General features: G+C 62.7%; 17 protein-coding genes. 11 read left to right on the top strand and 6 right to left on the bottom strand.

The window, feature by feature from the left end:
- Nucleotides 1-48: 48 nt before the first annotated feature.
- From FW760_RS11175 to FW760_RS11165, 3 genes are read right to left on the bottom strand one after another with little or no spacing between them, the layout of a single operon-like run.
- Entirely contained in the window at nucleotides 49-606 is a 558-nt protein-coding gene (locus FW760_RS11175; protein WP_043864152.1) for a peptidylprolyl isomerase, read from the bottom strand.
- Nucleotides 600-1,415 (bottom strand): alpha/beta fold hydrolase, encoded by an 816-nt coding sequence (locus tag FW760_RS11170; RefSeq protein WP_116053165.1) that lies wholly within the window; start codon nucleotides 1,413-1,415, stop codon nucleotides 600-602. Before FW760_RS11170 ends, FW760_RS11175 begins: the two co-directional genes overlap by 7 nt.
- 12 nt (nucleotides 1,416-1,427) lie before the next feature.
- Nucleotides 1,428-2,351: a LysR family transcriptional regulator gene (locus FW760_RS11165; RefSeq protein ID WP_043864150.1), complete on the bottom strand. Its 924-nt coding sequence runs from the start codon at nucleotides 2,349-2,351 to the stop codon at nucleotides 1,428-1,430.
- 50 nt (nucleotides 2,352-2,401) lie between these two features.
- Between FW760_RS11165 and FW760_RS11160 the strand changes: the two genes are divergently transcribed.
- The 5 genes from FW760_RS11160 (at nucleotide 2,402) to FW760_RS11140 (ending at nucleotide 6,450) form a co-directional block, all read left to right on the top strand.
- A complete protein-coding gene (locus FW760_RS11160; RefSeq protein WP_043864149.1) occupies nucleotides 2,402-2,716 on the top strand; it encodes a hypothetical protein in 315 nt (104 codons plus the stop codon).
- A 107-nt stretch (nucleotides 2,717-2,823) separates the two neighbouring features.
- A complete protein-coding gene (locus FW760_RS11155; protein WP_088514508.1) occupies nucleotides 2,824-3,423 on the top strand; it encodes an FMN-dependent NADH-azoreductase in 600 nt (199 codons plus the stop codon).
- Between the two features lie 249 nt (nucleotides 3,424-3,672).
- A complete protein-coding gene (locus FW760_RS11150) occupies nucleotides 3,673-4,494 on the top strand; it encodes a hypothetical protein (protein WP_147303859.1) in 822 nt (273 codons plus the stop codon).
- A 45-nt stretch (nucleotides 4,495-4,539) separates the two neighbouring features.
- Complete coding sequence (locus FW760_RS11145; RefSeq protein ID WP_054914938.1) at nucleotides 4,540-5,478, top strand: hypothetical protein; 939 nt, start codon at nucleotides 4,540-4,542, stop codon at nucleotides 5,476-5,478.
- Nucleotides 5,479-5,571: 93 nt separating this feature from the next.
- Entirely contained in the window at nucleotides 5,572-6,450 is an 879-nt protein-coding gene (locus tag FW760_RS11140; protein WP_116053168.1) for a carboxylate/amino acid/amine transporter, read from the top strand.
- Here the strand turns inward: FW760_RS11140 and FW760_RS11135 are convergent.
- Complete coding sequence (locus FW760_RS11135; RefSeq protein ID WP_058541541.1) at nucleotides 6,391-7,692, bottom strand: mechanosensitive ion channel family protein; 1,302 nt, start codon at nucleotides 7,690-7,692, stop codon at nucleotides 6,391-6,393. The two genes, FW760_RS11140 and FW760_RS11135, sit on opposite strands and share 60 nt — an antisense overlap.
- Nucleotides 7,693-7,834: 142 nt before the next feature.
- Between FW760_RS11135 and FW760_RS11130 the strand changes: the two genes are divergently transcribed.
- The gene (locus tag FW760_RS11130) at nucleotides 7,835-9,163 is read left to right on the top strand and encodes a DEAD/DEAH box helicase (protein WP_043864144.1); all 1,329 of its coding nucleotides are present in this window, start codon (nucleotides 7,835-7,837) and stop codon (nucleotides 9,161-9,163) included.
- A gap of 74 nt (nucleotides 9,164-9,237) precedes the next feature.
- Here FW760_RS11130 and FW760_RS11125 read toward each other — a convergent pair whose 3' ends face one another.
- The gene (locus FW760_RS11125; protein ID WP_043864143.1) at nucleotides 9,238-9,507 is read right to left on the bottom strand and encodes a hypothetical protein; all 270 of its coding nucleotides are present in this window, start codon (nucleotides 9,505-9,507) and stop codon (nucleotides 9,238-9,240) included.
- 128 nt (nucleotides 9,508-9,635) lie between these two features.
- Here FW760_RS11125 and FW760_RS11120 point away from each other — a divergent pair, with 128 nt between their 5' ends.
- Both FW760_RS11120 and FW760_RS11115 read left to right on the top strand, forming a co-directional pair.
- Complete coding sequence (locus tag FW760_RS11120; RefSeq protein ID WP_043864142.1) at nucleotides 9,636-10,031, top strand: hypothetical protein; 396 nt, start codon at nucleotides 9,636-9,638, stop codon at nucleotides 10,029-10,031.
- Between the two features lie 143 nt (nucleotides 10,032-10,174).
- Nucleotides 10,175-11,059 (top strand): DMT family transporter, encoded by an 885-nt coding sequence (locus FW760_RS11115; RefSeq protein WP_370409175.1) that lies wholly within the window; start codon nucleotides 10,175-10,177, stop codon nucleotides 11,057-11,059.
- On the opposite strand, the gene FW760_RS11110 is transcribed toward FW760_RS11115, so the two are convergent.
- A complete protein-coding gene (locus FW760_RS11110; protein ID WP_116053171.1) occupies nucleotides 11,007-12,182 on the bottom strand; it encodes an MFS transporter in 1,176 nt (391 codons plus the stop codon). The genes FW760_RS11115 and FW760_RS11110 overlap by 53 nt on opposite strands.
- A 104-nt stretch (nucleotides 12,183-12,286) precedes the next feature.
- On the opposite strand from FW760_RS11110, the gene ptrR reads away from it, so the two are divergent.
- From ptrR to FW760_RS11095, 3 genes are all read left to right on the top strand, one after another.
- Nucleotides 12,287-13,186 (top strand): putrescine utilization regulator PtrR, encoded by a 900-nt coding sequence (gene ptrR, locus FW760_RS11105; protein WP_116053174.1) that lies wholly within the window; start codon nucleotides 12,287-12,289, stop codon nucleotides 13,184-13,186.
- Between the two features lie 111 nt (nucleotides 13,187-13,297).
- Nucleotides 13,298-13,423, top strand: a complete 126-nt coding sequence (locus FW760_RS11100; RefSeq protein ID WP_446443790.1) for a PA1414 family protein — start codon at nucleotides 13,298-13,300, stop codon at nucleotides 13,421-13,423.
- Nucleotides 13,424-13,444: 21 nt separating this feature from the next.
- Nucleotides 13,445-13,609, top strand: coding sequence for a hypothetical protein (locus FW760_RS11095; protein ID WP_446443789.1), 165 nt, complete (start codon nucleotides 13,445-13,447; stop codon nucleotides 13,607-13,609).
- The last annotated feature ends 120 nt before the right edge of the window (nucleotides 13,610-13,729 follow it).

Here is a 13,729-nt window from a genome sequence, read left to right as displayed (position 1 = left end):
TCTGACTCGACCGGGCCGGTCGTGGTTCACGTCCCTGTGAACACGGGCTCAGTCAATGCGTTTGGCGGACTTGATCAGCACGGGATCGACCGGTACATCGGCCATGCCGTTCTTGCGCGTGGTAGGCGAGTTGACGATCTGGTCGACCACGTCCATACCTTTGACCACCTTGGCGAACACGGCGTAGCCGGCATCGCGGCCCGGATCGAGGAAGGCGTTGTCGGCCACGTTGATGAAGAACTGGCTGGTGGCCGAGTTCGGGTTGGATGTGCGGGCCATCGACAGGGTGCCGCGGGTGTTGTGCAGGCCGTTGCTGGCCTCGTTGCGGATCGGATCCTTGGTCGACTTCTGTTGCATCTGCGCGGTGAAGCCGCCGCCCTGGACCATGAAGCCCGGGATCACGCGGTGGAAGATGGTGTTGGTGTAGAAGCCGCTGTCGACATACTCGAGGAAGTTCTTGGTCGAGATGGGCGCCTTGACCGGGTCCAGTTCCACTTCGATCTGGCCGAAGCTGGTGTCGAGCAGTACGTGCGGGGCTTTTTCGGCAGCCATCAGGCTGGTGGCGAAGACGACCGAGCAGGCGCCAAGCAGAAGTTTTTTCAGCATGAACTCAATGATCCTTGAGAAGTGGTTGAAGCCGTTGCCAGAAACTGCAGCAGGGTCTGGTTGAACAGCCGGGGTTGATCCAGCGGTGTAGCGTGCCGTGAATCTTCGATGACCGCCAGTCGTGCTTGAGGAATAAGCGCGACGTAGCGCTGCTTGAGCTGTATCGGGGTGTAATCGTGGTCGGCGCTGATGACCAGCGTAGGACAGCGGATCTGGCCCAGGCGTTCCTGTACCCCCCAGCCGACGATGGCATCGAAGCTGGCCAGGTACGCACGCTTGTCGTTGCGCGCCCAGCGCTCGGCCATCTTGCGTCGCAACTCGGCCTGCTCCGGCTTGGGAAACAGGCGTGCGGCCAGGCCTTTGCCGATGGTCTCCAGGCTCAGCAGGCGGGCCAGGCTCCAGCGCTTGAACCATTGCCAGTAATCGTCGCGGCTGCGTAGCTTGACCTCGGGTGCGCTGTTGACGATGCACAGGCTGCGCAACCGGTGGGGATGGTCGACGGCAAACTGGAAGCCGATCATGCCGCCCATCGACAGGCCAGCCAGGTGCACCGGGCCGGTGTTCAGGTGCTCCAGCAGGGCCAGCAGGTCGGCGCTGAAGCCGGCGATGCTGTAGCGCTCGCGAGGCTTGTCGGAGCGCCCGTGGCCGCGCACATCGAGCAGGATCACGCGGTAATGACGGGCCAGCTCCGGTACCTGGTATTCCCAGTCCTGGCAGCTCGAGCCCAGGCCGTGCAGCAGTACCAGGGGCTCGCCCTGGCCATATTCCTCGTAATGCAGGGTGCAACCTTCATGTTCGAAATAGGCCATGGGCGTTACCTGTCAGGCTTGGGCGGGGGCGGCGAAGGGCACGTCCAGCGGCGCAGTGTCGAAGTTGCGCAGCAACTCGATGAGGATCTGCGTGGCCGGGCCCAGGGGTTTGTCCTTGTTCGAGTAAAGGTAGAACAGCGGGTGACGGCTGCCACCCTGGTCCAGCGGCAGTGGCTTGAGCACGCCTTCGCGCAGTTCGCGCTCGATCAGGTGGCGTGGCAGCCAGGCAAAGCCCAGGCCGCTGCTGACGAAGGTGGCGGCGGTGGCCAGGCTGCCGACCGTCCAGCGCTGTTCGGCGCCCAGCCAGCCCACATCCCGCGGTTGTGCCCGGCCAGAGTCGCGGATCACCACCTGCAACTGGCTCTCCAGGTCCTGGAAACTGAGCTCGCGGCCCAGGCGGTGCAGGCTGTGCTCGGGGTGTGCAACGGCCACGAACTCCACCGCGCTCAATTCGGTGCCCAGGTAGCCGGGGATGCTGAAGCCGCTGATGGCAAGGTCCGCCACCCCCTCGTGCAGCACTTCCTCGACCCCTGACAGCACCTCCTCGCGCAGCCGAACCCGGCAGCCGCGACTTTGCGGCATGAACGCACTCAGGGCACGTACCAGTCGGGCATTGGGGTAGGCGGCATCGACCACCAGGCGCACCTCGGCTTCCCAACCCTGCTCCATGTGATGGGCGAGGTCTTCGAGCTGGCTGGCCTGCTTGACCAGTTGGCGCGAGCGGCGCAGCAGCACGCTGCCGGCATCGGTGAGCACCGCCTTGCGCCCGTCGATGCGCAGCAACGGCACGCCGAGCTGGTCCTGCATGCGGGCCACGGTATAGCTCACCGACGATTGGGAGCGGTGCAGGGCTTCGGCGGCCTGGGCAAAGCCGCCGTGGTCGACCACCGCCTGCAGAGTCCGCCACTGATCCAGGGTAACGCGCGGCGCTTTCATCTTCGGCTCCTGTTGTCCTAAGCTGGCGCACTTTCATGGAGAGCGCCGTTATGAAGAAAATCTGTGTTGCACTGCTGGCCCTGCTGCCGCTGACGGCCCTGGCCTACCCCATCGACGTGACCAAGAACACCGATGGGGTGAAGCTTGACTACACCACCTACGACACCGACCGTGACATCGGCTCGATCAGCCTGAACAACTACGGCGATGTGGCAGCGACGTGCAAGGTCACCTTCCGCAACGGCCCGGAGGCCCCCAGGGTACGGCGCATACAGGTACCGGCGAAAAAGAGCGTCGACGTGACGGCCAAATTCAACCGCGAAATCCTCAAGCTGCGCATCGCGCTGGACTGCAAGCCGCAATAAAACAGGTTAACTGATAGATTTAACCCAGTTTTTACGCTTTTTTATCGATAGGTCAATCTCTAATCTTGCCTCCATCGACTTAGCGAACTTGCCGATGGAGGCAACCCATGTCCCGCGTACTGATCATCGAAAGCAGCGCCCGCCTGCAGGACTCCGTGTCTCGTCAGCTGACCCGTGATTTCATCAGCCAGTGGCAGGCGGCCAACCCGGCCGATCAGATCAGCGTGCGCGACCTGGCATTGAACCCGGTACCCCACCTGGACAGCCATCTGCTGGGTGGCTGGATGAAGCCCGAAGCCCAGCGCAGCGCCGAAGAAGTGCAGGCACTAACACGTTCCAACGAACTGACCGACGAAGTGCTGGCCGCCGATGTACTGGTGCTGGCGGCGCCGATGTACAACTTCACCATCCCCAGTACGCTGAAGGCCTGGCTCGACCATGTGCTGCGTGCCGGCGTCACCTTCAAATACACCCCGACCGGCCCGCAGGGCTTGCTGACCGGCAAGCGCGCCTATGTGCTGACGGCCCGCGGCGGTATCCACGCCGGGGCCGGTAGCGACCATCAGGAGCCCTACCTGCGCCAGGTGATGGCCTTCATCGGCATTCACGAGGTGACGTTCATTCACGCCGAGGGCCTGAACATGGGCGGCGACTTCCACGAAAAAGGCCTGAACCAGGCCAAGGCGCTGCTGGCTGCGGTAGCTTGAGCCGTACCGATTTTCCCCCCGCCTGACACCTTTGCTCCTTTGGGTGTACCTGCCCGGTCAGACACTGGTTTGACCGGGCTTTTTTGTGGGTGGTTATAAAACTTGTCATTGCCAGGTTGATTGTTTATAGAGAACTGACAGTTTTGTCAGGTGCGCGCTTGAATGCCTAGCTGTTTATATACAGGTGACGGACAGACTTTCCGCAGTGAAAGTTTGTAACTTGCCTCGCGGATATAAGGATGCGTACCTATGCCTGCTAAAATTGAGTCCAAGCTATATGCCTGGGATGCCCCGACGATCGACTGTTCGATTGAACATCCCGATTACCCCCAAGACCCGTCGAGAAGGTATTTCCTGATAAGGGGGATCTACAACTGCGGCAGCAATACGGATTTTTTGTCAGTCAGGACGCTCATATCAGCCGGCATGTACGCCGGTGACAGGGTCAGGGTAAGAATTGTCGAACCTTCCGGTATCATCTTCGATTTGCCCGTGCAAGTCATCAAAAACCCGCCGCAAGCGCTGTACTCTTCTTGTCCAAAAGCGCTGATGTACAGCAGTTCCGGTCAAACGGCACAGGTAAATTTCGCGCTGAGCAGGGATGGCGGACCCTGGGTGGTTTCGCAGAGTCGTTACTTTTCGGTGGAACGCCAAAGTTTAGATCCATTGACCCGGCCAAGACTTGATCGCGGTTCTCGCTGGGTCCAGATTACCTATCCCCAATGGCAACCTTCACACAAGGTTCGTCTAAGAGGTTTCACCATGACAGGGCATGAGGACCTGGGGTGGAAACCCATGACGGGTGGTACTGCCCAGTTTGAAATTCCACTGAGCTGGTTTCAGCAGAACAGAGGCAAACAAGTGTGGCTCAATTATGCGCTTGAAGCGGTTACGGGCTCGGACTACCAATTTTCCAGGCTGCTTTATATCCCGAGCCTGGAGGTGCCCCCGGCATCTGCGAAGGCGCCTGAGGGCCCTGCGAAAGTGCCGGTGAAAAAACCTGCGAAGGCGTCAGAGGCACCTGCGAAAGTGCCTGGCAAACCTGCGAAACGCCCGCCAAGCAAGGCGTGACCCGCAAGCAAGGGTTCAAAGCCGGCGCGAGCGCAGGGAGGCACCATGTTGAACACGTTCACACTGTTGCTGTTGATCAGCCTGATGACAGCCTGCGCCAACCGGGCGCCGGTGCAGCCTGCCAATGACGAGGTTGCGCAGGCAAGCTCGGTGCCGCCAACGGTCCAGGCCGCTGCGTTGCAGTCCCGTGCAGGTACGGCGGCTGTTTCCGGAGCCACGGTTGCACGCCACCTGCAGGAACGTTACCGCGACACCCGGCAGAACTGTAACGCCTCCAGCGCGCCGGCCTTTCTGTGCAGCGGCATCCTCATGCGCGCTACGCAGAACAGCCCGGCGTTTCATTCGTGGAACCCGAACCCTACCGCCTCGGGCGTGTCGTTCTCCTACCTGCGCGCCGACTCTGCGTTCAGTCGGTTGGCCTATGGGTACACTAACGGCTTCATCTTCGTGCCTATCTTGTACGCCAACAATCAATACAAGCCCCGTGTGTTGTGCTCGTTTCCTGTGGACGCCGATTCCAACAGGCGAGAATCGCAGGGGTGCGGGCAGAATGTCGGTTATCCCACGGTGAGTCGCGAGTGCAGGGCGCAGGGCATCGGTACAGCCGAACAATGGCTGGCGCATTACAACGCCAACCGGATCAATGCACGCCAGTGCGGCTTCAATGTTCGCGATGAACTCAACAAAGAAGGCGCCATCGCGTTCTATCAGAGCCTGCGTGCCAGAAACCTGCCCGGCGCCAACCTTGGCGGCATCCAGAACGAAGTGCGCATGGCCCTGTGGCCGCAGAACATCGGTCGGCAATTGCCGATGGAAGCCTTCTTCTATATTGGCGGGAGCGCGAGCGGAAGGGCGGGGGCGCAGGCGGATCAGCGGGACTTCTTCAGCCAGACGGGCATCCTGGTGCCGATCATCGCGGTGACCTTGCCCTCTGGCGCCACCCCCGCACGGTTCCAGTTCATCACGGCCGATCAGACCCGTTGAGCCTGCTGGCATCTTGAGTGCAGGCGTTTCAAAAGCGGTTGCCGGCCCGTTGGTCAACCGCTAAGGTCGCCGCCTGCATATCAGGGGGCATACATGGGGTACTTATTGATCGTCGCGCTGATCCAGGCGTTTTCCTTCAGCCTGATCGGCGAATACCTGGCCGGGCATGTCGACAGCTACTTCGCGGTGCTGGCGCGGGTACTGCTGGCCGGCCTGGTGTTTTTGCCGTTGACCCGCTGGCGCAAGGTCGAGCCGCGCTTCATGCGGGCCATGCTGCTGATCGGCGCGTTGCAGTTCGGCATCACCTATGTGTGCCTGTATTTGAGCTTTCGTGTGCTGAGCGTGCCCGAAGTGCTGCTGTTCACCATTCTTACACCCTTGCACGTGACCCTGATCGAGGATGCCCTGAACCGGCGCTTCAACCCGTGGGCACTGGTGGCCGCACTGGTGGCGGTGGGGGGCGCAGCGGTGATTCGCTTCGACCGCATCAGCCCGGACTTCTTCATGGGCTTTGTGCTGCTGCAACTGGCCAACTTCACCTATGCCGCCGGTCAGGTGCTGTACAAGCACCTGGTTGCCCGTTACCCCAGTGACCTGCCGCACTACCGACGCTTCGGCTACTTCTACCTGGGCGCCCTGCTGGTGGTGCTGCCGGCCTTCCTGCTGTTCGGCAACGCGCAGCATCTGCCCAGCACCGACGTGCAGTGGCTGGTGCTGCTGTTTCTGGGATTGTGCCCGACGGCGCTGGGGCTGTACTGGTGGAACAAGGGCGCCTGCCTGGTTTCAGGCGGCACCCTGGCGGTGGTGAACAACCTGCATGTGCCGGTCGGGCTGTTGCTCAACCTGCTGATCTGGAACCAGCACGAGCCTCTGGGCCGGCTGCTCATCGGTGGTGCGGTGATACTGGCCTCGCTATGGCTCAGCCGACTCGGTGCTCAACGCCCGTTGCTCGCGAACGGCACCGGCCGGTAGCAGCCCGGCGCGCAGGTCGCTGCCGCTGGGTTGCTGGTACAGGCCCAGACCGAACTCGGGCATCACGGCCAGCAGGTAGTCGAAGATATCGCCCTGGATACGTTCATAATCGGCCCAGGCGGTAGTGCGGGTGAAGCAGTAGATTTCCAGGGGCACGCCCTGGGCGGTGGTCTGCATCTGACGCACCATGCAGGTCATGTTCGGCTGGATGTCCGGGTGGCTTTTCAGGTACGCCAGGGCATAGGCGCGGAAGGTGCCGATGTTGGTCATGCGCCGGCGGTTGGCCGACAGTGCTGCCACAGGGCCCTGGGCTTCGTTCCAGGCCTGCAGTTCGCTGCGCTTGCGGGTCATGTAGTCGGTGAGCAGGCGCACCTTGCTCAGGCGTTGCTCTTCTTCATCGGTCAGAAAGCGCACGCCGCCAGCATCGATGAACAGGCTGCGCTTAATGCGCCGACCGCCGGCCTGCTGCATGCCACGCCAGTTCTTGAACGATTCGGACATCAAGCGCCAGGTGGGGATCGAGACAATGGTCTTGTCGAAGTTCTGCACCTTGACCGTGTGCAGGGTGATGTCCACCACGTCGCCGTCGGCGCCCACCTGGGGCATCTCGATCCAGTCGCCGACGCGCAGCATGTCGTTGCTGGTCAGTTGCACGCTGGCCACGAACGACAGCAGGGTGTCCTTGTACACCAGCAGGATCACCGCCGACATCGCACCCAGGCCCGACAGCAGCAACAACGGCGAGCGGTCGATCAGGGTGGCGACGATGATGATCGCGCCGAACACGAACAGCACCATCTTGGCCAGTTGCACATAGCCCTTGATCGAACGGGTACGCGCATGTTCGGTGCGGGCATAGATATCGAGCAGGGCATCGAGCAGTGCACTGATGGCCAGCACCAGGAACAGGATGGTGAACGCCAGCGCCACGTTGCCCAGAAAATGCTGGCTGGTGGCGCTGAGCTCCGGCACCAGCTTGAGGCCGAACTGCACCACCAGCGAGGGCACCATCTGCGCCAGGCGCTGGAACACCTTGTTGTGCAGAAGGTCGTTGAGCCAGTGCAGGGCCGGCTGGCGGCTCAGCAGCCGGACGGCGTGCAGGATCATGAAGCGTGCCACACGCCCCAGTACCAGGGCGGCCAGCAGCAGTACCGCCAGGCCCAGGCCGGCGTGCAGCAGCGGGTGCTGATCGAGGGTGCCCCACAGATCCAGGGCGTTTTGCCAGAACAATTGAATATCCATGCCTTAGTAAAGGTGTCCGCAAAAAGAGTGGAAGTGCAATTAGAACGCGGAAAGTCGTGACAATGCCAAAAGAAATTCGGCGTGAGCGCCGGAAAACGTTACCCTATATGGCTGAATTTCTGCACTTGCCCGAGGTACACCCGTGTTTTCCCAATTCGCCCTGCACGAACGCCTGCTCAAAGCCGTGGCCGCACTGAACTTTGTCGAGCCCACGCCTGTGCAGGCGGCGGCCATCCCCCTGGCGCTGCAAGGGCGTGACCTGCGGGTGACGGCGAAAACCGGTAGCGGCAAGACCGCCGCCTTCATGCTGCCCGTGCTCAACCGCCTGGTGGACCTGAAGCAGAGCCGTGTCGAGATCCGTGCCCTGGTGCTGCTGCCGACCCGCGAGCTGGCCCAGCAGACCCTCAAGGAAATCGAGCGTTTCGCCCAGTTCACCTACATCAAGGCCGGCATGATCACCGGTGGTGAAGACTTCAAGGAACAGGCCGCCATGCTGCGCAAGGTGCCGGACATCCTGGTCGGCACCCCGGGGCGCATGCTCGAACACCTCAATGCCGGCAACCTGCACCTTGAACATGTGCAGGCGGTGGTGCTTGACGAAGCCGACCGCATGCTCGACATGGGCTTTTCCGAAGACGTCGAGCGTCTGTGCAACGAGTGCGCGAACCGCGAGCAGACCCTGCTGTTCTCGGCTACCACTGGCGGTGCCGGCCTGCGCGACATGATCGGCAAGGTACTCAAAGACCCCGAGCACCTGATGCTCAACACCGTCAGCCAACTCAACGACGGCACCCGCCAGCAGATCATCACCGCCGACCACAACCAGCACAAAGAACAGATCGTGCAGTGGCTGCTGGCCAACGAGACCTACCAGAAGGCAATCATCTTCACCAATACCCGGGTGATGGCCGACCGTATCTACGGTCACCTGGTTGCCAAGGACATCAAGGCATTCGTGCTGCACGGCGACAAGGACCAGAAGGACCGCAAGCTGGCCATCGAGCGCCTCAAGCAGGGCGGCGCCAAGGTGCTGGTGGCGACCGACGTCGCGGCCCGTGGCCTGGACGTGGACGGCCTGGACCTGGTGATCAACTTCGACATGCCGCGCAGCGGCGACGAATATGTACACCGTATCGGTCGTACCGGGCGCGCCGGCAACGAAGGCCTGGCAGTGTCGCTGATCTGCCATGGTGACTGGAACCTGATGTCGAGCATCGAGCGCTACCTCAAGCAGAGCTTCGAGCGCCGCACCATCAAGGAAGTCAAAGGCACCTATACCGGGCCGAAGAAGGTCAAGGCGTCGGGCAAGGCCGCCGGGGTCAAGAAGAAAAAGACCGACAAGAAGACCGACAAGAAGGTGGTGGCCAAACGCAAGCCGACCGCCAAGCCCAAGCCCAATGCTCCCTCCCTGGTGAGCCAGGACGGCATGGCACCGCTGAAGAAGCGCAAGCCGGCACCGGCTGCCGAGTAAGGTTGCAGGGCCTATTCGCCGGCAAGGCCGGCTCCTACAGGAGCTGTCTTGCCAGCGAACGCGTCATCCTCGATTCAGACTTTCTTCTCTGCCGCCTTCAGTTCCTGCATGCGCTTGTCGATCAGCTGGCATTTGTCCGGCAGGTCCTTGCTCTCGGTTCCCAGCTTCATCCCCTGTAATTCTTCATTGATCTCCTTGGCCTTCTGCGGGTTCTGCTCCGTCAGTTTGCTGACCTCCTTGGCCAGCTCCTCGCGCTTCTGCGTGGCCTCTTCCAGCGTGCAGGCCCAGGTGGGCACGGCAAATAGAAGGGCAGCGGCAGCGGTGATGCTCATCAGCGTTTTCATGGTCGGACCTCGTGTTCCATTACGGGCGAAGGTGTTCGGTGGAGGGCTGTGCCGGCCGGAAAGTTCAGTCGAACCGCTGCCGCGCGCGCCTGTCACACCCTTACATCCCCTTGCTGGAGGTTGGACCGATGAGCACTACCTATGACTGGGACCTGATGGAGCGCCTGCTGCACGAAGTGCAGAACGGCGCCGGCCACAGCTTTACCCCGCGCCCGTATGCCGAGCAGCATGCTGCCGGCCTGGCTGCCAAAGGCGATGCAGTGCCGGAGCTTGATCATCTGAAGACCAAGGCCTGCGAATACGAGAAGCTGTTGTTCGAGCGCGGCTTTATCGAGACGCGCCCTGAAGAGGAAGGGGGCAATGGCGAGAACTTCGTCCTTACCCAACGAGGCTCGCGCCTGCTCAGCCTTATCGACAGCGCAATCCCGGGCAATGATCATCCGCGCCAGGTGTTGAACGAGCAGGCTGATGCACTGGATGAGGCGACCTTCGACGAAGTGGCGTCAAAGGCACAAATCGCCTGATCGGGCTGGTAATCGCTGGCAGCAGGCCCTGATAATCGGCGCTGGATCCACTATTGCCGAGAGCCTGCCATGCCGTGCCGCGATAATGGGGGTCGCCCTTGAGCGCCCTTCGTAAGAATACCGACACCTTCGCTCTGCAGGTCATGCTGGGCCTGTGCCTGATCTGGGGCATCCAGCAGGTCATGATCAAGTGGGCCGCGCCGGACATTGCACCGGTGATGCAGGCCGCCGCGCGCTCGGGCATCTCGGCACTGATGGTCGCGTTGCTGATGTGCTGGCGGGGTGGCTGGGAACAGCTGGGCACCACCTGGAAGGGCGGTCTGCTGGCCGGTTCGCTGTTCGGCCTGGAGTTTCTGCTGATAGCCGAAGGGCTGCAACTGACGTCCGCGGCGCACATGTCGGTGTTCCTCTACACCGCGCCGGTGTTTACTGCGCTGGGGCTGCACTTCATGCTGCCCAGCGAGCGCCTGCGCCCGCTGCAGTGGCTCGGCATCCTGCTGGCGTTCGCCGGTATTGCCGTGGCTTTTGCCGGCGGACTATCGCTGGACAACCTCGATGGGCGCATGCTGCTGGGCGATGCGATGGGCGTGATGGCCGGCATGGCCTGGGGCGCGACCACCGTCGTGGTGCGGGCTTCGCGCCTGTCGGAGGCGCCGGCTACCCTGACCCTGTTCTACCAGCTGATGGTCGGCTTCGTCGGCCTGCTGCTGATCGCGGTGCTGACCGGGCAGGTCGGCCATGTGACGCTGACCGCCACATCGATCAGCAGCGTGCTGTTCCAGGCGGTGGTGGTGTCGTTCTTCAGCTACCTGACCTGGTTCTGGCTGCTGCGTCGCTACCTGGCGTCCAACCTGGCGGTGTTCTCGTTCATCACCCCGTTGTTCGGGGTGACGTTCGGCGTGTTGCTGCTGGGCGAGCCGTTGAGCCTGAACTTCATCCTGGGCGCCGTCTGCGTGTTGCTGGGCATTACCCTGGTCAGTGCCGAGCAGTGGGTACGCAGGCGTCTGCGGCGCCTGCTCGGCCAGTAGCCGGGCGCAACAGCAGGGCCCCGGCGATGATCAGGCCGCTGGCGGCCACTACCAGCGCCGGTTGCAGGCTGGCGCTGAACTGATTGCTCAACGCCGCCAGCAGCGGGCCGCTGAGCTGGCCGAGGGCGAAGCAGGTGGTCAGCAGGCCGGCATTGCGGTGGGTGGCGTGGGGGGCCAGTTCGCGCGAGCGCTGCATCACCAACTGCATGCAGGCCAGAAACGGCGTGCCGCACAGCAGTACACCCAGCGCCAGGCCGGCGCCGCTGCCCAGCAGGCAGGCCAGTACCCCGGCGGCCTGCAGCCACAACGTTGCCATCAGCCAGCGCGCCGTGCTGCCGTGGTGCGGGCGGCGCAGGCTGACCAGCACCACACCCATGGCGGCAGCCAGGCCGAAGGCCGGCCAGAACAGGTCGGCCAGCCACTGGCCGTGAAAACGTGCGCTGGCCATCTGTGACATGAAAGTGGCCGGAATGATGTATCCCACCCCGTACAGTGCATAGATCAGCCCCAGCCGCCCGATGCCGGGTGTCGCACCCTGCGCGGTGGCCTTGTGCGCGGGCACTGGTTGCGGGTGTGGCAGCGCGGGCTGGATCACCAGCAGCATCAGCAGCGCCACGGCGGCGTAGATCAGCCACAGCGGTGCCGAACCCAGGCCCTGCAGATTGGCGCCCAGTGCCAGCATCCCCGTGAGCAGGATACCCATGCCAGGGCCGGCGAACACCAGTGCGCCAAGGCGCGGTTGCCGGCTTTGAGCGGCCAGGTGTTGAGTCATGCCGGTGAGCGTCACCACCACCCACGCACTGGCGATGCCGGTGCCCAGGCGCAGCGCGATATGCGGCCAGAACCCGTGGGCCCAGAACGAGGCCAGGGTCAGCAGCACACACAGCCACAACCCGGCCAGCAGGCGTTTGCGCACCTGGGCGGGGCGGTGCGCGAACATCGCGTCGAGGGCGCCGAGCAGGTAGCCCAGGTAATTGGCGGCAGCTACCAGCCCGGCGGCGGTCAGGCTGATCTGGCCTTCGCTGATCAGGTGCGGCAGTTGCGGGGTGAGGGCGAATCGGCCGATGCCCATGGCCATCATCAGGGCAACGAAGCTGGCCAGCAGGCGCATTGTCGAGGACATGGTGGGGTTCCTGTGCGATGAGCGTTGACCGTCAGGCTACTGCGGGTTGACTTTCATAAAAATTGAATAATGATGAGGAACTTGTTCTGCTTTGGAGAATTACCGTGGAGCTGAGTCAACTGCGCATCTTTCAGGCGGTCGCCGAAGAGGGGTCGATCACCCGCGCGGCCGAGCGCCTGCACCGCGTGCCCTCCAACCTGTCCACGCGCCTGCGACAGCTGGAAGAGCAACTGGGTGTGGAGCTGTTTCGACGAGAGCGCCAGCGCCTGCAGCTGTCGCCGGCTGGCAAGGTGCTGCTGGACTACAGCGCACGCATGCTGGCGTTGCATGACGAAGCCTTTGCGGCGGTTCAGGGGGGCGAGCCGGCGGGGAATTTCGTGCTGGGCAGCATGTACAGTTCAGCGGCCATTCATCTGCCTGAGCTGCTGGCGCGCTATCACCGAGCTTACCCGGCGGTGAACCTGCAGGTGCAGACCGCCCCCAGCGGCGAATTGCTCGAAGGCCTGCTCAGCGGGCGTCTCGACGCGGCGCTGGTGGATGGACCGCTGGCCCTGGCCGGGCTCGACGGGGTGCCCTTGTGCGAGGAGACCCTGGTGCTGCTCACCGAGGCCGACCACCCGCCGGTGCACAGTGCCCGGGATGTGGCTGGGCGTGCGGTGTTCACGTTTCGCCAGGGATGCTCGTACCGCATGCGGCTGGAGGCCTGGTACGCCCATGATCGTGCGGCGATGGGGCGGGTGATGGAAATCGAATCGTATCCCAGCATGCTGGCCTGTGTGATCGCCGGGGCGGGTGTGGCGTTGATGGCGACCTCGATGCTTGAAAGCCTGCCGGGCCGGGAACGGGTCACGGTGCACCCGTTGCAGTCGCCGTTCGACCAGACCACCACCTGGCTGATGTGGCGCAAGGGCATGTGCGGGGCCAACCTGAGTGCCTGGATAGCGGTGCAGGAAGCGGTGAAGGGGCGGGTGAGCGATGATGCCGATGTGGCCCTGCGTGCCTGACTGAAATCAATAGAGAAGTTTTTACCCGGGCGTGATGCTGCACATGGGGCTATGATGAGTTTGTAGCGCCGCCGCCGTACTTCGCGCGCAGATGACCCGTGAGGGGGAGTTATGAGAAACGATCTGTTCAACTGGCTCCACGACCTGGCTGTGGCATTGGGGCTTGTCCCGCCACCCATGCAGCCTGTACCGATCCCTGCCGATGAGGAGCAACGCAAACGCCAACCTCGGCGCTAGCGTGCTGCTGAAACCGACGCATTGCGCAATGCGTCGGTATTCTTTTGCGATTTTTCAGCCGTCCCCATTCCCACAAAATCCCTGAAAGGCTTTGGCTTTGGCTTTGGCTTTGGCTTTGGCTTTGGCTTTGGCTTTGGCTTTGGCTTTGGCTTTGGCTTTGGCTTTGGCTTTGGCTTTAGTTCTTGATCTTGATCTTGATCTTCCCGTCCCCCAGGAGGCCGAATGGAACCTGCGCGTAGTGGGGTGGAGGGCCATGGATGGCCCGTAAAGCGCCGACGGGCAGGGATGCCCGTTCGGCGTGGCCCC

This window comes from Pseudomonas sp. 1176_21 (assembly GCF_052850635.1).
The sequence above is the reverse complement of the archived record's forward strand: the minus strand, read 5'-3'. Positions and strand labels throughout refer to the sequence as shown.

What these genes read in the sequence shown, in the direction of transcription:
- FW760_RS11175 (WP_043864152.1), bottom strand. Translation starts at nt 606, where the DNA reads ATGCTGAAAAAACTTCTGCTTGGCGCCTGCTCGGTCGTCTTCGCCACC.
- FW760_RS11170 (WP_116053165.1), bottom strand. Translation starts at nt 1,415, where the DNA reads ATGGCCTATTTCGAACATGAAGGTTGCACCCTGCATTACGAGGAATAT.
- FW760_RS11165 (WP_043864150.1), bottom strand. Translation starts at nt 2,351, where the DNA reads ATGAAAGCGCCGCGCGTTACCCTGGATCAGTGGCGGACTCTGCAGGCG.
- FW760_RS11160 (WP_043864149.1), top strand. Translation starts at nt 2,402, where the DNA reads ATGAAGAAAATCTGTGTTGCACTGCTGGCCCTGCTGCCGCTGACGGCC.
- FW760_RS11155 (WP_088514508.1), top strand. Translation starts at nt 2,824, where the DNA reads ATGTCCCGCGTACTGATCATCGAAAGCAGCGCCCGCCTGCAGGACTCC.
- FW760_RS11150 (WP_147303859.1), top strand. Translation starts at nt 3,673, where the DNA reads ATGCCTGCTAAAATTGAGTCCAAGCTATATGCCTGGGATGCCCCGACG.
- FW760_RS11145 (WP_054914938.1), top strand. Translation starts at nt 4,540, where the DNA reads ATGTTGAACACGTTCACACTGTTGCTGTTGATCAGCCTGATGACAGCC.
- FW760_RS11140 (WP_116053168.1), top strand. Translation starts at nt 5,572, where the DNA reads ATGGGGTACTTATTGATCGTCGCGCTGATCCAGGCGTTTTCCTTCAGC.
- FW760_RS11135 (WP_058541541.1), bottom strand. Translation starts at nt 7,692, where the DNA reads ATGGATATTCAATTGTTCTGGCAAAACGCCCTGGATCTGTGGGGCACC.
- FW760_RS11125 (WP_043864143.1), bottom strand. Translation starts at nt 9,507, where the DNA reads ATGAAAACGCTGATGAGCATCACCGCTGCCGCTGCCCTTCTATTTGCC.
- FW760_RS11120 (WP_043864142.1), top strand. Translation starts at nt 9,636, where the DNA reads ATGAGCACTACCTATGACTGGGACCTGATGGAGCGCCTGCTGCACGAA.
- FW760_RS11115 (WP_370409175.1), top strand. Translation starts at nt 10,175, where the DNA reads ATGCTGGGCCTGTGCCTGATCTGGGGCATCCAGCAGGTCATGATCAAG.
- FW760_RS11110 (WP_116053171.1), bottom strand. Translation starts at nt 12,182, where the DNA reads ATGTCCTCGACAATGCGCCTGCTGGCCAGCTTCGTTGCCCTGATGATG.
- FW760_RS11100 (WP_446443790.1), top strand. Translation starts at nt 13,298, where the DNA reads ATGAGAAACGATCTGTTCAACTGGCTCCACGACCTGGCTGTGGCATTG.